The 16,884-nt window shown below is 45.0% G+C and carries 17 protein-coding genes; 14 read left to right on the top strand and 3 right to left on the bottom strand.

Annotated features, from left to right (window positions below; all coding sequences use genetic code 11):
- Positions 1-319: 319 nt before the first annotated feature.
- Together LOZ80_RS02150 and mnmA are read right to left on the bottom strand one after the other, a co-directional pair.
- Positions 320-1,012 (bottom strand): AlkZ-related protein, encoded by a 693-nt coding sequence (locus LOZ80_RS02150; protein ID WP_238169883.1) that lies wholly within the window; start codon positions 1,010-1,012, stop codon positions 320-322.
- A 36-nt stretch (positions 1,013-1,048) separates the two neighbouring features.
- Positions 1,049-2,137, bottom strand: a complete 1,089-nt coding sequence (mnmA, locus tag LOZ80_RS02155) for a tRNA 2-thiouridine(34) synthase MnmA (protein ID WP_238169884.1) — start codon at positions 2,135-2,137, stop codon at positions 1,049-1,051.
- A gap of 314 nt (positions 2,138-2,451) precedes the next feature.
- On the opposite strand from mnmA, the gene cymR reads away from it, so the two are divergent.
- The 5 genes from cymR (at position 2,452) to LOZ80_RS02180 (ending at position 6,019) form a co-directional block, all read left to right on the top strand.
- Positions 2,452-2,871: a cysteine metabolism transcriptional regulator CymR gene (cymR, locus tag LOZ80_RS02160; RefSeq protein ID WP_189013338.1), complete on the top strand. Its 420-nt coding sequence runs from the start codon at positions 2,452-2,454 to the stop codon at positions 2,869-2,871.
- 9 nt (positions 2,872-2,880) lie between these two features.
- Positions 2,881-4,029: a cysteine desulfurase family protein gene (locus LOZ80_RS02165; protein WP_238169885.1), complete on the top strand. Its 1,149-nt coding sequence runs from the start codon at positions 2,881-2,883 to the stop codon at positions 4,027-4,029.
- Between the two features lie 28 nt (positions 4,030-4,057).
- The gene (locus tag LOZ80_RS02170) at positions 4,058-4,579 is read left to right on the top strand and encodes a PRC-barrel domain-containing protein (protein WP_238169886.1); all 522 of its coding nucleotides are present in this window, start codon (positions 4,058-4,060) and stop codon (positions 4,577-4,579) included.
- 10 nt (positions 4,580-4,589) lie between these two features.
- Positions 4,590-4,790, top strand: a complete 201-nt coding sequence (locus tag LOZ80_RS02175; protein WP_238169887.1) for a hypothetical protein — start codon at positions 4,590-4,592, stop codon at positions 4,788-4,790.
- 158 nt (positions 4,791-4,948) lie between these two features.
- Positions 4,949-6,019 carry an AI-2E family transporter gene (locus tag LOZ80_RS02180; RefSeq protein ID WP_238169888.1) on the top strand — a complete coding sequence of 357 codons (1,071 nt, stop codon included), beginning with the start codon at positions 4,949-4,951 and terminating at the stop codon, positions 6,017-6,019.
- Positions 6,020-6,237: 218 nt separating this feature from the next.
- Here LOZ80_RS02180 and LOZ80_RS02185 read toward each other — a convergent pair whose 3' ends face one another.
- A complete protein-coding gene (locus LOZ80_RS02185) occupies positions 6,238-6,459 on the bottom strand; it encodes a DUF3951 domain-containing protein (protein WP_238169889.1) in 222 nt (73 codons plus the stop codon).
- A 489-nt stretch (positions 6,460-6,948) separates the two neighbouring features.
- Here LOZ80_RS02185 and alaS point away from each other — a divergent pair, with 489 nt between their 5' ends.
- From alaS to LOZ80_RS02230, 9 genes are all read left to right on the top strand, one after another.
- On the top strand, positions 6,949-9,576 hold the full coding sequence (gene alaS / locus LOZ80_RS02190) for an alanine--tRNA ligase (RefSeq protein WP_283214735.1): 2,628 nt from the start codon (positions 6,949-6,951) through the stop codon (positions 9,574-9,576).
- A gap of 111 nt (positions 9,577-9,687) precedes the next feature.
- Positions 9,688-9,948, top strand: coding sequence for an IreB family regulatory phosphoprotein (locus LOZ80_RS02195; RefSeq protein ID WP_028555746.1), 261 nt, complete (start codon positions 9,688-9,690; stop codon positions 9,946-9,948).
- A gap of 18 nt (positions 9,949-9,966) precedes the next feature.
- Positions 9,967-10,383 carry a Holliday junction resolvase RuvX gene (gene ruvX / locus LOZ80_RS02200; protein WP_238169890.1) on the top strand — a complete coding sequence of 139 codons (417 nt, stop codon included), beginning with the start codon at positions 9,967-9,969 and terminating at the stop codon, positions 10,381-10,383.
- 6 nt (positions 10,384-10,389) lie between these two features.
- Entirely contained in the window at positions 10,390-10,698 is a 309-nt protein-coding gene (locus LOZ80_RS02205) for a DUF1292 domain-containing protein (protein ID WP_167067890.1), read from the top strand.
- Positions 10,695-10,991, top strand: coding sequence for a DUF1292 domain-containing protein (locus tag LOZ80_RS02210; RefSeq protein WP_189013324.1), 297 nt, complete (start codon positions 10,695-10,697; stop codon positions 10,989-10,991). Before LOZ80_RS02205 ends, LOZ80_RS02210 begins: the two co-directional genes overlap by 4 nt.
- A gap of 86 nt (positions 10,992-11,077) precedes the next feature.
- On the top strand, positions 11,078-12,184 hold the full coding sequence (gene mltG, locus LOZ80_RS02215) for an endolytic transglycosylase MltG (protein ID WP_238169891.1): 1,107 nt from the start codon (positions 11,078-11,080) through the stop codon (positions 12,182-12,184).
- A 38-nt stretch (positions 12,185-12,222) separates the two neighbouring features.
- The gene (locus LOZ80_RS02220; protein ID WP_238169892.1) at positions 12,223-13,152 is read left to right on the top strand and encodes a peptidase U32 family protein; all 930 of its coding nucleotides are present in this window, start codon (positions 12,223-12,225) and stop codon (positions 13,150-13,152) included.
- A gap of 29 nt (positions 13,153-13,181) precedes the next feature.
- Positions 13,182-14,465, top strand: coding sequence for a peptidase U32 family protein (locus tag LOZ80_RS02225; protein WP_238169893.1), 1,284 nt, complete (start codon positions 13,182-13,184; stop codon positions 14,463-14,465).
- A gap of 178 nt (positions 14,466-14,643) precedes the next feature.
- Entirely contained in the window at positions 14,644-16,845 is a 2,202-nt protein-coding gene (locus LOZ80_RS02230) for a methyl-accepting chemotaxis protein (protein WP_238169894.1), read from the top strand.
- The last annotated feature ends 39 nt before the right edge of the window (positions 16,846-16,884 follow it).

The following is a 16,884-nucleotide window of genomic DNA, read 5'->3' on the forward strand; positions in this document are numbered from 1 at the left end:
GATAAGCGCGATCTATGGTCTTACGAGATGCCTCGAAATTAGGGGGCGAGATCATCTAGCTTGCCTGGCCTGTCCCAAAAGATCACATGGCTTTGAGACAGCCCTCTATGAAGCAGATAAGAGTCTTTAGCAGCTCCTATTTGCACAAAAAGTGGGGGCTTTTCATGAATAGCGGACCTTATAGACCCATATGTCTGGTGAAACACGCATAAACTCCCCCACACGAAGCAATAAGAGTCTCAAAAAGCTCGTATTTTCGCGAAATGTGGCTTTTTTACAAGAATAGAAGTCTTTGTAGACTCTTATCCAGAGGCAAACCTTAAAGCTTAAATATTTTTCGCAAATAAAGACTAGCAGCTTCACTGTATTTCTCTGCAATCCATGCTCTCATTTGATTCTTGGCTTCCGGAGTCGGCAGTGTATTAGGCGCGTGGTTATACAGTTCCATCCAATGTGAAGCGGTCATATAGCAGGTGCTGTTCCAACCGCTTTTATTGCCATCAGCATTTCTTTTTTCACTGATGCCAGCAATGACAATGTCCGCAGAGCTTTGCAGTTCGATGAGTGCACGATCGAATTCACTTTTGGATTCTTTGGCTTTCATGCCTGTTTTAGCCCGCAATGTTTTAACATCGATGCCTTCTTGATCGGAGATCGCCTGATAAATTTCGACAGATGCCTTGGGAAGCAGTCCGTCTTCATAACGTTCTTCGACGGAATACGGATCTTCCAGTAAATTTTTGACCAGAGGGAAAAGTTCAGCAGAAATCAATAAAGGCTTCTTAGCAAAAAAACGGCCATAAACTGCGATGCCTTCTCCGGGAAAACGATCCCGCCATAACCAAGGATCTGTGTCTAAGCCAGTATGCCAATCTTTGAATTCGGTCACGGAATCCAGTGACGGATGATCAGGGATGAAGGAAGAGAGAGGGAGAATCCCAATTTCTTTCACAAGTTTTATGGCATCTTCATAAGTTGCAATTTTCAAAGTACTGGCGTTCGTTTTGAACATTTGGATGCATCCTTCCTCTGGTTCAAGCGTCCTAACTTATTTATGCACTTTATCGATGACTCCGCCGCCCAAACACACGTCACCTGCATAGAAAACAACGGACTGTCCTGGTGTGACTGCTTTTTGCGGCTGATCAAACACAACTTCACAGGTCCCGTTGTCAGCAAAGGTAAGAACCACGCCTTGATCGGCTTGACGATAACGGAATTTAGCTGTGCAAGCGAACGAACCCGCAGGCTTGTTGGATGAAATCCAGTTGACATCTGTAGCTGTAAGACCTTTGGAATAAAGGCCTGGATATTGTTCGCCCTGCACGACGAGTAATTCGTTGCTCTCCAAATTTTTATCAACGACGAACCAAGGCTCGCCTGAACCTGAACCACCAATGCCGAGTCCTTGTCTTTGACCAAGTGTATAGTACATCAGACCATCATGTCGTCCTTTGACTTCGTTGTTGCGAATATCGACCATGTTACCGGGCTTGGCAGGTAGATATTGGCTGAGGAATCCTTTGAAATCGCGCTCTCCGATGAAGCAGATGCCTGTGCTGTCTTTCTTCTTGGCTGTTGCTAGTCCAGCTGCTTCGGCAATTTCACGCACTTTGGGTTTCGGCAGATGGCCGATCGGAAACATGGCTTTGGAGAGCTGTTGCTGATTCAAGACATTCAGGAAATAAGTTTGATCCTTATTTGAATCATTGCCTCGCAGCAGCACATATTCACCATCTTGCTCTTTCACCTGTGCATAGTGACCGGTAGCGATATAATCGCCGCCCAGGTCGAGTACTTTTTGCAGCAATTCGCCGAATTTGATTTCGCGGTTGCACATGACATCCGGATTCGGCGTACGTCCTTTGGTATACTCGTCCAAGAAGTAAGCGAACACTTTGTCATAATATTGTTTCTCGAAATTAACTGTATAGAAAGGGATATCGAGCTGATCGCAAACGCGTCTGACATCCTCTGCATCATCTTCAGCTGTACAGTGTCCAAACTCGTCTGTATCGTCCCAGTTTTTCATGAAAATGCCGATGACCTCATAACCTTGCTCTTTGAGCAGCAGCGCTGCTACGGAGGAATCCACACCACCGGACATACCTAGAATGACACGTGTTTTTTTGCTCATAACTATGAACCTCTTTTCTATCTTGTGAGTCTAATTTGATATATCAGAAATAAAGCTTTCACTATTATACAACTCTACCTCGGAAAATTAAAATATTTCATGAGAATGTCATGGATTTTCCCACACAAATCAAGGAAACTATGATAACATATATACGATATACGGATGTTTAGGAATGTTTTTGCGAAAATTGGAAACGCTGTTTACCTAGATAGGGACGACCCCAGTATCTGCATGTGGACCAAACAGAACATAAGATTCATAAAATATCGATCCGACTTCCTGATGGCATAAATGTTGAATGAGGTGTGATTTTGAAAATTTCTACAAAAGGCCGCTATGGTCTAACGATCATGATGGAGCTGGCCAATCGCGTTGGTGAAGGACCGACTTCACTGAAAAGTATTGCTGAGAAACATCAACTATCCGAGCACTATTTGGAGCAGCTCGTGGCTCCCCTGCGCAATGCAGGATTGGTGAAAAGTATTCGTGGAGCTTACGGTGGATACATTCTCTCCAAAGCTGCGGATCAAGTGACGGCGGGCGAGGTTATTCGCGTTCTGGAAGGGCCGATCAGCCCTGTTGATTTCACAGAAGAAGATGACCCGGCTAAGCGTGACCTGTGGATACGTATCCGCGACAGCATTGCGGATGTCTTGGATTCAACTACACTTGCAAACCTGATCTCTTACGAAGATCAAGGCTCAAGTGACAACTACATGTTCTACATTTAAAGGTGTCTAATGAATCCTATTTATCTTGATTACGCGGCAACCACGCCAGTGCATCCCGACGTATTGGAAGCGATGCTTCCTTTCTATACAGCCTTTTATGGCAATCCTTCGAGTACACACAGCTTCGGCAGAGCAACGAGGACAGCACTTAATCGGTTTCGTGATGCGATGGCGAAGTCATTGGGCTGTCTGCCTGCTGAGCTGATTTTTACAAGCGGTGGAACTGAAAGCAATAATATGGCGATATTTGGCCTTTTGAATGCGAACAAAGAAGAGAAGAAGCACATCCTTACAACTCAAATCGAGCATCATGCTGTTTTACATCCTTGTGAGCGATTAGAGAGCCTCGGATATGAGGTGACCTACCTGCCAGTAGGTCCGACTGGTCTTACTCAAATCGAGGATGTCGAAGCAGCGATTCGCCCTGATACGGCACTTATATCAGTGATGTATGTGAATAATGAAGTGGGGACGATTCAGCCAATTAAGTCTATAGGTCAACTTGCTCGGGCAAGGCAGATTCCTTTTCATGTGGATGCGGTTCAAGCTCTGGGGAAATTGCCGATTAACCTGCATGAGCTTCCAGTCGATTTAGTGAGCTTCTCCGCACACAAGTTGTACGGCCCCAAGGGTGTCGGAGCTTTGTATGTATCGAAGCATACGAAATTAATACCTCACGTTTACGGGGGATCACAGGAAAGAAAGCGCCGCGCTGGAACGGAGAATGTGGCGGCTATCGCTGGCTTCGCCAAAGCGGTGGAGCTGTTTCTACCCCAGCAGATCAGCATGCAGCAGCAAGCTGCAGAACTGCGTCAAGTGATGATCGATGTCCTGGAGCAGCAATTAGGCAGCGAAGGTTTTACGATAAATGGCCACACGGAACAGTCAGTCCCGCATATTCTGAACATCAGCTTTCCAGGTATTTCAACGGAAACACTCCTTATGAATTTAGATCTCGACAATGTGGCTGCGGCAAGCGGTTCTGCTTGTACATCCGGTTCCCTTGAAGTGTCGCATGTTCTAAAAGCAATGAAACTTCCAGAAAATGTTACAGCCTCCGCGGTTCGGTTTAGCTTTGGAATGGGGAACTCTAAAGAGCAAATCGAAACAGCTGCCCAGAAAGTTGCAACCATTATCCTTCGGTTGCGTATGAATTAGTACCGGGTGGTTCTAGGAGGAATTGAACTTGCGCAAAGCGCATGATGTGATCGGACTTCCTGTCATCACGGTAGATTCCGGTAAGCAGATTGGTCAAGTGAAAGATCTGTTGGTTGACCCTGATTGGAACATACGAGGTATCGTTCTTGAAGTGAAAGTATGGTTCTCCTCCTTACGTTACGTACCTTGGGAGGGAATCACCGCTGCGGGAGAAGATGCCGTTACCATACCGAACGAAACGGTCATGCAAGAGCTCGAGCATGTGGATGAGTGTCATGCTTTCCTTGAAGGAAGCCGCAAAATTAAAGGACTTCCGGTCATAACCGTAGGCGGACATAAATTAGGCGTGGTGGAGGATGTTTATTTAAACCAAGATTGGGGTAAACAAATAGTAGGTTATGAATTGTCCGAAGGGTTTATTTCTGATTTAAAGGAAGGGCGTAAATGGCTACCCATGCCGGAATCGGCAACCAAGGGGGAAGACGCCATTATAGTGCCTGTACATTGCGCTCAGGAAATGGAAGAACTCTTCGTATCCAAAGAAGAATAGGGTGAGCGAGATGCGTTGTCCAAACTGTAATTCCAAAGATATTGGAAAGATCGGTTCCCATCAATTTTACTGCTGGGGTTGCTTTATAGAACTCAGCGTTAACGGAGAGAAAATGTCCGTGTATCAGGTTGAGGAAGACGGTACACTGAGTTCTCTGGATGATTTATTTTTTGAGGAAGAAATGCCTCTAGTCCAAGAACATGCCAATTAATCAATAAATGATCATAACGAAACGTCTATTTTCAAGCAGATAGCTGCATGAAGATGGCGTTTTTTTGTTGCGCGGATGTCAGCTTCAGGATTAATTTGGACGAGTTGTACATATACTGTATGAGCGAAAACTTATCTGACAGTCCCGAGGTGAATGACATGGAACGATTTTGGAAAAATAGATGGTTTATCGGGCTGGTGTACACGCTGCTGGCCCTGATGACCTTGTATATGCTGCTGCAAATTAAACCGATTCTGTTTAGTGTTATTACATTTATCAAAGCGATTGTGACCCCGTTTTTTATTGCGGTGATCATTTCCTACATCTTGAATCCCGTTGTTAATCTTCTCAACAAGCGCAAAGTGCCAAGAACAATTGCCGTTCTGCTGATTTATAGCGTGTTTATTTCATCGCTTACGGTCATTATTATGAATATGACGCCGGTGTTTATGACGCAAATTGCTGAATTGAACGAACACATGCCGCAAATGGCCATGCGTGCTCAATCGCTTGTCGATGGCTTTAATCAGAATCAATTGCTGCCTGATAGTGTGCGCAGCGGATTTAATCATTCACTGGCCAAGCTGGAAAGCAGTATTTCTCTGGCTATTTCCAATTACATGAATCAAATCGGTAACACGATTAATATGCTGTTCATTGCTTTCATTGTCCCGTTCGTGGCCTTTTACATTATGAAGGACTTTCAAATTATCGAAAAAACAGCATTAGCCATCGTCCCTCGTGAGCATCGTAAAAAAACGGTTAAGCTGCTAATTGATATTGACACCGCACTGGGCAATTATATTCGCGGACAATTGTTAGTTTGCGTAATTATCGGCGGACTTGCGTATTTGGGCTATTGGCTGATTGGCATGCAGTATGCGCTGCTCTTAGCGAGCGTGGTCGCGATTTTCAATATTATTCCTTACTTAGGTCCTTTCTTTGGGGCGGCGCCAGCCATCATCATGGCTTCAACGATTTCTTTGAAAATGGTACTGTTCGTAGCGCTCGTAAATTTAGCGATTCAAATTTTGGAAGGAAATGTGATTTCACCACAGGTAGTAGGAAGAACGCTCCATATGCATCCTCTGTTTATCATCTTCGCGCTGCTTGTAGGAGGGGAGGTAGCGGGTATTGTGGGGTTAATATTGGCTGTCCCTTTCTTTGCCGTCATGAAAGTTATTCTGCAGCATGTGTTCCTGCATTATGTTCATAAGCCAACCACCTAGGGAGAACCGCTCAGAAGACGCACAAAACCCCTGTGAACCATGACTTGCGGGATCATGGACCATAGGGGTTCTGCACGAGGGTTGAGGATATGAAAGGGTGTGGCAATGCGTAAACCATCGAATGGGATACGGAATAAGTATGCTGAATTCTTTTGTTTCTTATTCGATAATGAAAATCATTATCAATAAACTTAGTATACTTCCATTGAGAACGATTGTCAACTGCGTTTTTTTAGTTTTATTAAATGTTTATTTTTATCGTCTCCTTGGTCATCTGCCTCTTCCTTTTCTTCCTTTTGCTCTTGAAATTCGATCCGGCTTTGCCCTGTTATATAGTCGAAGGGATTGTAGCGGCTATCCGGGATTTCTTTTTTTACAAGTGTTTTGGCCATGATGTAGATGACAATGATAAAAATCGGCGAGATTAAAGCAAGCAACATGAGTGAAGAGAAATCCAGTTACAACACCTCCTAGGTTTGGTAAAAGAATGGGAAACGAATTTATCTTATATACGTTTCCCAAAGAGGAATGGTTTCATTTATTACGCTGAATATTGACAGCAATGCGTCGTAAAGTTATAATTTGCCTTATCTATATCTAACATGAAAACGTTGATGAAACTTTAGTAAGCCATGACCCATTGTCAGAGAGAAGGTTCCGGGAAGCAAGCATAAGCTGCTTAGTTACCGGCTGAAAGAACCTTTCGATGTTAGGATGGCCCAAAGCTCGTTTCGGAGTGTGGAAGAACTTCACCGGTTGGACCCGTTACAGATCCGCACAAGGAGATTGGGTTTCGTTTTCTCTTGCTTCGGCAGGAAGAATCGGCTTCAATAACCAGGGTGGTACCGCGATGATTCGTCCCTGTATGTTACAGGGGCGTTTTTTGTTTGTTTTTGAAGATCATGCATATATATGGAGGCTTGAGAGAGATGAAGGCAAGTGAAATTCGTTCCAAATGGTTGCAGTTCTTTGCTAGTAAAGGGCATAAGGTAGAGCCAAGCTCATCGCTCGTTCCGCACAATGATCCATCACTGCTTTGGATTAACGCAGGGATTGCTCCCCTGAAGCCTTATTTGGATGGCCGTGAAATTCCCGAAAATCCGCGGATCACGAATGCACAGAAATGTATTCGTACCAATGATATTGAGAATGTAGGGAAGACGCGTCGTCATCATACGTTTTTCGAGATGTTGGGTAACTTCTCCATCGGTGACTACTTCAAGAAAGAAGTTATTCCTTGGGCGTGGGAGTTCTTAACCGATCCGCAATGGATCGGCTTTGATCCGAATCGGATCTCGGTTACTGTTCATGAAGATGATGAAGAAGCTTTTCTTATTTGGAACAAAGAAATCGGCATACCGGAAGATCGTATCTATAAGTTGAAAGAAGATAATTTCTGGGATATCGGCGAAGGACCATGTGGTCCTTGTACTGAAATTTTCTATGATCGCGGAGACAAATACGGTGATTTGTCGGATCCAGAATGCTGGCCTGGCGGAGAGAACGAGCGTTTCCTGGAAGTATGGAACCTTGTGTTTACCCAGTTCAACCATAACAAAGACGGCAGCTATACACCGCTTCCTAACAAGAACATTGATACAGGCGCAGGCTTGGAGCGCTTTGCTTCCATTCTTCAGGATGTTGACTCGAACTTTGATACGGATTTGTTCAAACCGATTATTGATAAAACTTGTGAGCTAACCGGTGTGCAGTATCATGTCAATGATGAGCATGATGTAGCATTGAAAGTCATCGCGGACCACATTCGTACGGTTGCTTTCTCTGTTGGTGACGGTGTGCTTCCTTCTAATGAAGGTCGTGGTTACGTCATTCGCCGCTTGCTTCGCCGCGCTGTGCGCTATGGGAAGGTGCTAGGTTTGGATAAGCCGTTCCTTCACAAGCTTGTACCAACTGTGGGCGATATCATGGGAGTTTACTATACAGAAGTTGTAGACAAGCGTGAATTTATCGAAAAGGTGATCCGCACGGAAGAGGAGCGTTTCCATGAAACGTTAAGCGATGGTTTGATCATTCTTGCGGAGATGGTTGAGAAAACGCGTCAAGCAGGTACGAACCAAATCAGCGGTCCGGATGCTTTTAAATTGTATGATACTTACGGCTTCCCTTTTGATTTAACAGAGGACTTCGCTTCCGAGAAGGGATTGACCGTTGATCGTGCAGGATTCGACGCTTCCATGCAGGAGCAGCGGGACCGTGCAAGAGCAGCTAGTCACAAAGAAGGTGGAATGAAGGTTCAAGGCGGTCCGCTATCCGAATTGACGATTAAAAGCGAATTTGTTGGTTATAATGAATTGGTAGTTAGTGCTAATATTGCAGCTATTGTTCATGAAAATACGCTAGTAGACATCGTGGGCGTAGGCGAGACTTGCCAAGTTGTCTTGGATCGTACGCCGTTCTATGCAGAAAGCGGTGGTCAAGTAAGCGACTACGGAATTATTCGCAGCAATCAAGTGACTTTGAAAGTGGAAGATGTTAGCAAAGCGCCTCATGGGCAGCATGTCCACAAAGTGATCGTGGAATCCGGTGTTCTGCGTATCGGGGATTCAGTAGAAGCGATCGTAGCCGCGGCTCAGCGTGGAGACATCATCAAGAATCATACAGCGACCCATCTGCTGCACAAAGCTTTGAAGGAAGTATTGGGTACCCACGTCAATCAAGCGGGATCCCTTGTAGAACCGGATCGCTTGCGTTTTGACTTCTCCCATTTCGGAAGCATCACCAGCGAAGAGCTGCAGGATGTGGAACAGCGTGTCAATCGTCAAATATGGAATAACATCAACGTGGATATTTCACTCCAAGCCATCGCAGATGCGAAAGCTATGGGAGCTATGGCCTTGTTCGGTGAAAAGTACGGCGATATCGTGCGTGTCGTGCAAGTCGGTGATTACAGCTTGGAGTTGTGCGGAGGCTGTCATGTTACGAATACCGGTCAAATCGGTTTGTTCAAAATTGTCAGCGAGTCCGGGATCGGATCTGGCGTACGTCGGATTGAGGCCGTATCCGGTCGCAGCGCCTACGAATATCTAGACCAGCAATTGCAATTGCTGAAGGAATCAGCTAACCTGCTTAAGTCGAATGTGCAGGATGTTCCTAAAAGGGTTGAAGCAACGCTTCAGCAAATGAAGGAACTGGCACGCGAGAATGAATCGCTGCGCGGCAAGCTTGGGCGCATCGAGGCTGGCTCTCTGACGGACCAAGTGAAGCAAGCTGCGGGCGTGTCCGTATTGGCCGCACAGGTGAATGCAGCGGATATGGATTCACTTCGCAACATCGTCGATGAGATGAAAGTGAAGTTGGGATCTGCGGTTATCGTGCTTGGCGCTGTTGCCGATGATAAAGTTAATCTGGTTGCTGCGGTCACACCTGATTTGGTGGCCAAAGGTTTCCATGCTGGTAAAATTATCAAAGAGGTAGCACTGGCTGTAGGCGGAAGCGGAGGCGGTCGTCCGGATATGGCGCAGGCAGGCGGTAAAGATGCTTCCAAATTGCCGGCAGCTTTGTCCAGTGTGGAAGGACTTCTTTCCCAATTTGCATAATTATTTTTTGACGGGACAGGAATTTTTAAACCCATAGAGAATATATCCAGTATACACGGAACATTTTTCAAATATATGACAAGGTTACACAAGGAAAGTGGGGTGCTCCTGATGAGTTCCATGGACAAAACGATGAAGTTCAACGTGAAGGCAGAAGAAATTGAGACGTCGCCCAAAGATGTTTTACTAGCGGTGTACGACGCTCTTCAGGAAAAAGGGTATAATCCGATCAACCAAATTGTCGGATACTTGCTTTCCGGAGATCCTGCTTACATTCCGCGGCATAACAATGCCCGGAGCCTCATTCGCAAACGGGAACGCGACGAACTGATTGAAGAATTGGTTCGTGCATATCTGGGTCAACACAAATAGAAGGAATTGAGAACCGGCATGAGATGGATAGGCTTGGATTATGGGGATAGAACGATTGGTGTCGCGATGAGCGATGAGCTTGGTTGGACCGCTCAAGGGCTGGAAGTCATCCATCGCCGCAAGCCTGGGGAAGACATCGATAGGCTGGAAGCCATTGTCAAAGAATATGGCGTAACTCAGATTATTGTTGGCTTGCCCAAAAATATGAACAATACGATAGGTCCTCGCGGGGAGCTAGCGATTGAGTTCTCCAAAGAACTGGAACAAAAATTAAGTGTACCTGTACACTTGTGGGATGAACGCTTAACGACTGTTGCTGCGACACGCACACTGCTAGAAGCGGATGTTAGTCGGAAGAAACGGAAGTTAGTCATTGATAAGATGGCTGCGCAGCTCATCCTGCAAGGGTACATGGATGCTAATATGAAGAGGTGAACGAACATGTCCAAAGAAGAATTGCGTGAAGAAGAACCAGAAATCATTTACATCCCGGACGACGAAGGCAACGAAGAAGAGTTCGAGGTTATCATGAAATTCGAAGTGGACGGTTCCGACAAGAAATACATGATGGTTGTTCCAACAGACGGCGGAGACGAAGAATCCGATGAAGTGTATGCTTTCCGTTATGAAGAAGATGATGATGGCGAAGATTTGAAATTGTTCACCATCGAAGATGAAGAAGAGTGGAATATTGTTGAAGAAACGTTCAACACGCTTATGGCGGAATTCGACGAGGAAGAAGAAGCATGAGTACGACGCCTTCCGACGTATTGCGCAAAGCTTACGGGGATGATATTATCTTGTTTGACGAGCAAAATGAGTCAACGGTGTATCATCTGCTGAAAGAGTTTGTGTATGGAGATTACACGTACGCAGTTTTGCAATCCGATGCGCTCAAGAAGGAAGACGATGTAGCTGTTTTCCGAGTGATCACGGATGCAGATGGGCAGTACGAATTGGAGACCATCGAAGATGACGATGAGTGGGAAACCGTCTCAGAACTTTACGACGAGATGGTATTTCCAGATCAGGATGATGTGTAAAGATGACCACCGAGCGGATTGCATCCGCTCGTTTTTGTTTGTTTACGTAGATAGCTTTCTTCACGAAAGCTCTTAGGAGGATTAAAGTGAATAACTTGCTTGAGCAAGAGAATGAACAGAATAAGCCCAAACGAAGCAAGGTGAAAGTCACCCTGCTTGTGATTGGTTTATTGCTGCTCATTATTATTGGCACAGCAGGCGGTATAGGCCTGTATATTGCGAATGCTTTGCAGCCTGTCGATGCTGCTGAACAGGAAGTACGAGTTTCGATACAGCCAGGTTCGGGATCTGCGTTAATCGCCAAAGAATTGGAAACCAAAGGACTTATTAAGAACTCATCGATTTTCACGTATTATTTGAAATGGAACAAACAAGGCTCGAAATTTCAAGCAGGCGAATATAGCATGAAGCCAGGTATGACGTTCGATGAGATGATTGACAAGCTGAATAGAGGCGATATCGTCAAGGAAGATATGATACGCATCACCATTCCTGAAGGCTATACCATTGATCAAATTGCCGCCAAAATTAGTGAGCAGACGCCTTGGAAAAAAGAAGCTTTTCTACAAATAGCTGACGCGCCAATTGATATTAAGACAGAGGCGACTGCATCGATTCCCGATAATAAGAATCTCAAGCACCGGCTAGAAGGTTATTTGTTCCCTGAGACCTATGAATTCAAGAAAGGCTCGAGTGAACAAGAGTTCATAGAGCGCACTTTGCAGCAGTTGGATAAGAAACTAGCAACGCTTCCTCCTGATTGGAAGGACAAGCTCAAGGAGCGTGGGCTTAGCATTCACCAGATGCTGACGATTGCTTCTTTGATAGAGCGGGAAGTTGTGGTCGACGAAGAACGCGCGCTTGTCTCAGGCGTGATCCAGAATCGTTTAAAGAAGAATATGCCTTTGCAAATTGATGCAACGGTCCAATACTTATTTGATAAGTCCAAAGACAGACTGCTGGAGAAGGATCTGCAGATCCAAAGTCCTTATAATACGTATTTAAACGTTGGTTTGCCGCCAGGGCCGATTGCCAGTCCAAGTCTCGCTTCGATGAAAGCGGCTATTTATCCCGAAGAAACGAAGTATTTGTTCTATGTAACGAAAAAGGATGGTACGAAGGGACATCTGTTTGCAGAAACCTTTGAAGCGCATAAGAAGAATATTGCTGAAAGTAAAAAGGCCGGAAACTAATCGTAGGCTAGAAAGCTGACAGAAGGTAGGGTAAGCAAGTGAAGAAACCAGAACTAGTAGTAAGCTGCAGCAGTGTCGCTGAATTGCAACGATTAATTGAAGCGGGCGCTGATGCTGTAATTATCGGGGAAGAGCGATATGGCATGCGCCTTCCGGGAGAGATCAAGCTCGATGAAATCCAGAAAGCAGTAGCTTGGGCGCATGAGAAACAAGCTAAAGTTTATGTGGCTGTAAACAAAATTTTCGATAATGCTTCGTTGGATGGCTTGTTCGAATATATGAGCAAATTGCAGGAATATGGCGTGGATGCAGTTATTTTTGGTGATCCGTCCGTGTTAATGGCTGCACACAGTTTGGCTAAGCCGATAGCACTGCACTGGAACGCGGAGATGACGTCGACGAATTACGCAACAGCGAATTATTGGGGCAAGCAAGGAGCAACACGTGTTGTGCTGGCCAGAGAGTTGAACATGGAACAGGTTCTGGCTTTTAAGCAGCAGACGGAACTGGCGGTTGAGGTTCAAGTTCATGGAATTACCAATATCTATCACTCCAAGCGTGAGCTTGTCAAAAATTATATCGAGCATCAGGGCAATGATGCTTCTACACAAGATCGTTCAATAGAGCGGGGGCTATTTCTGATCGAACATGAACGCCGTGATCAGCGGTACCCTGTTTATGAAGACGGCAACGGCACCCACATTATGAGCTCGGAGGATATCTGTATGCTGGAAAACCTGCCAGAGCTCATGGATGGTCAAGTAGATAGCTTGAAAATTGAAGGTTTATTGAAATCTGAGGCCTATAATGAAACTGTAGTAAGAGGATATCGGGCTGCCATCGATGCTTATGCCGCAGATCCACAAGGGTACGAGTTCAGGCAGGAATGGCTGGATGCCATAGCTGGTCTGCAAGACCCTGAACGTGAATTGTCATATGGATTTTTCTACAAAGAACAGGTTTATTGATATATGAATGAAAGAAGGTGCTCTCCGAGATGACGACAGCATTAGAAGCACGAGCAAGAGGCAAACGGGTAAGACTGGATAAGCCGGAGCTGCTGGCCCCAGCGGGCAGTCTGGAAAAATTGAAATTTGCGATCCATTATGGAGCAGATGCGGTATATATAGGCGGGCAGAAATATGGACTGAGGTCCAATGCGGACAATTTCTCTCTGGAAGAAATGCGGGAAGGTGTCGAGTTTGCCAATCAATATGGGGCCAAAGTGTTCGTGGCAACGAATATATACGCCCATAATGAGGACATCGAGGGCTTGGATGACTATTTGCGCGGGCTTCAAGAGGTAGGGATTTCGGCGATCATTGCCGCGGATCCGATCATTATGGAGACCTGCCGGCGAGTCGCGCCTAAGCTGGAGGTACATGTCAGTACACAGCAGTCGGTAATGAACTGGCAAACGGTTAAATTTTGGAAAGATCAAGGCATTGAACGCGTTGTTCTGGCCCGCGAAGTCAGCATGTCTGAAATTGATCAAATCAAGGCGCATGTGGATGTGGAGATAGAGGCTTTCATTCATGGGGCCATGTGCAGCTCCTATTCAGGGCGCTGTGTGCTTTCCAACCATTTTACGGACCGCGATTCCAATCGTGGAGGCTGTTCGCAATCTTGTCGTTGGAAATACGATCTGTTCGCCAAGGATCAGCCGCTTTCAGCCCCTCTAGCAACTGACCTGCCTATGTTTGGTGAAGAGGATGATGCTTTTACCATGGGTTCGAAGGACTTGAGCATGATCGACCACATTGCTGAAATGATCGAGTCTGGGGTAGACAGCTTTAAGATCGAAGGCCGCATGAAAAGCATTCATTATGTGGCAACGGTAGTGAATGCCTATCGGCAAGCGATAGATGCCTATTTTGCTGATCCGGAGCATTTCGCTATCAGCCAAGTCTGGCAGGATGAAATTCATAAAGCAGCCAACAGACCATTAAATAGCGGCTTTTTCTATGAGGCTCCAGGACATGAAGATCATATTTTTGAGCCTGAGGATAAAGTAGTTGGCTTTGATTTTGTAGGGCTTGTGATGTCTTATGATGAAGAATCAGGCACGGCTGTCATTCAGCAGAGAAATCATTTCAAGCCAGGGCAGGAAATTGAGTTTTTTGGACCGCAGGGGACACAATTCAAACAAAAGGTCGACTTGATCTGGAATGAGCAGGATCAAGAGTTAGATGCTGCCAGACATCCGCTGCAACTTATTAAACTAAAAACAGATCAACCTGTGAAACAATGGGATATGATGCGTAAAAAAACAGGTAAATAGTACCATGGAAGCTTTCTCCAGACTGGGGTATATTGGAGAAAGTTTCTATTTTTTTATTTAAATGTGGATCGAATATTAAAGGAAAATGTTAAAGTGTGTCGAATTTATTAACCAACTTCTTATGTAACCCTTTTCATATAGTTCGAAAGTAAGGGGCCCATTTAAGAAGTAGAAACCAATGGCGGTGAACAGAATGAATAACAAGGTGCAAAGTATTCTTGCTTTCTTTAACAAAGCACTTCAATCTCTCGTAAAAGCAATTCAAAATGTTCCATGGGGTCGTATGGTAGGTGTAGCAGGTAAAACATCTAAACAAATGGGCACGGTTGCATTTAAGGAATTGAGGCAAGTTAAAATGGAGAATCCTGTGAAATCTGTAGGTATGAAATTGTTTTTAATGTTTTTTGCCAGTATTCTTTTTTTCGTACTGATTGTAGGGATGATTTCTTACTCCATTTCCAAAAGCGTTATTAAAAACAAAGTATCAGAATCCAGTCTTCAAACCGTTACACAAGCAGGTCAGAAATTAGATTTCCTTTATCAAACCTTTGATGACGTCTCGTTGCAGATTATGTTGAATAAGGAATTGCAGGATTTACTTGATAAAATTCCGAAATTAGATGCATCCTCTTATGAATCACTTGAAGTTATTCGTCAATTGACCGAGAAATTAAATGTTGTGACGTTCTCGAACAAATCGATTAAAACGCTTCATTTGTATAGACCGGACGGCAAATTGATCGTGATTACCGGTGCTGGCGGAAGTTCGTTGTCTGACAACACAGGTTCGACCGATTGGTTTAAAAAGATCGTTGATGCAGGCGGAAAAGTGGCTTGGTTGGATAGCAAAAGCAAAGGATATTCCAGCAGTTCGGCGAATACATTTGCCATTGGTCGTGTTATGAGAAATACGTTGACTAACAGCACTTCCGGCATTCTAGTCTTAGAATTGAACGCAGATATTCTCGCGAAAGAACTGAATGGCATTTCTCTAGGCGATGACAGCGCAGTTGTGGTCACGAATCATGAGAACAAAAATATCGCTGCCAAAAATTTGACGGATATTGAGAAAGATTCAGCGATTCAACTAAGCAAAGAGCAGCTTGAAGAAGAGAATGGTTCGTTTATTACCAAAGACGATCACCTCGTTGCGTATTATAAATCTTCCATCTCCGGATGGAACCTTGTTGGCGATATCCCGGTAAGCAGTTTGGTGAAGGATGCTAAGAAAATATTTAATTATACGCTTCTGATTGCCTTATTTGCGGCGATTGCAGCGGTATTGATTGGATTGTTCGTGGCTAGAATGATCGGTCGTCCTCTGGTTAATCTTCGCAACCTGATGCAGCAAGGTGCCAAAGGGAAGTTAACCGTACGAGCGAACTACAAGACACAAGATGAAATCGGCCAACTAGGCGCAAGTTTTGATGTCATGATGCAGCAGATTACGAACCTTGTTTCGCAGACGAGTGCTTCTGCTCAATCCGTATTCGAAACGGCGCAAGAATTAACGAACTCTTCCAAAGTGACAGCTACAGCAGCAAGAGAAATTGCCGTAGCCACAGACGAAATTTCTAACGGTGCCGGCGGTTTGGCGACGGAATCCGAAAGAGGCAATGAGTTGACGCATCACATTGGTATTCAGATGAAACAAGTTATCGAAGCCAATCTGGAAATGGGGACAGCAGCGGCAGATGTTCAAAGCTCCAGTGAGCAAGGAACGAAATATATGTCCGAGTTGATTTCCAAAACGAACCTGACCGAAGAGATGATTCGGTCTATGGCAGACAAAGTTGATAATTTGAAAGACAGCACACGCTCTATCCGTAAAATTCTCGATTTGCTCAATAATATGACGAAGCAGACCAACATCTTGTCTTTGAACGCAACGATTGAGGCTGCCCGTGCAGGCGCTGCTGGCAAAGGGTTCATGGTTGTTGCTGACGAAATCCGTAAGCTTGCGGATCAATCGAGGCAATCCATTGATGTTGTAGGTCAGATTACAGAGACGATTCAGAAGGAAATTGACGAGACGGTGAAGGTGCTGTCGACAGCAACGCCGATTTTCCAAGAACAAATATTAGCTGTTAAAGAAGCTGATATTATTTTCAAGCAAGTTACGAGTCATATGGGTGGTTTCATTGAGCAATTGAGCACTGTGAGCGATTCGATCTCTACACTGGAACAGTCCCAAGTGGTTCTCTCCGACGCGATGACGAATGTAAGTGCAGTAGCTGAGGAATCTCTTGCTACCTCTGAGGAAGTTGCTTCATTGAGCTCTGAACAGCTTAGCATCAGCGATGGTCTGGTGAAATTGTCAGACAAGCTGGACCTGCTGTCCAAGTCACTCAATGATACGCTTTCCAAATTTGAAGTTTAAGCTATCCTTCTTCTCATACATAGTCCACTCTCCTAAGCG

The sequence above is a fragment of the Paenibacillus sp. HWE-109 genome (assembly GCF_022163125.1).
Classification (GTDB): domain Bacteria; phylum Bacillota; class Bacilli; order Paenibacillales; family NBRC-103111; genus Paenibacillus_E.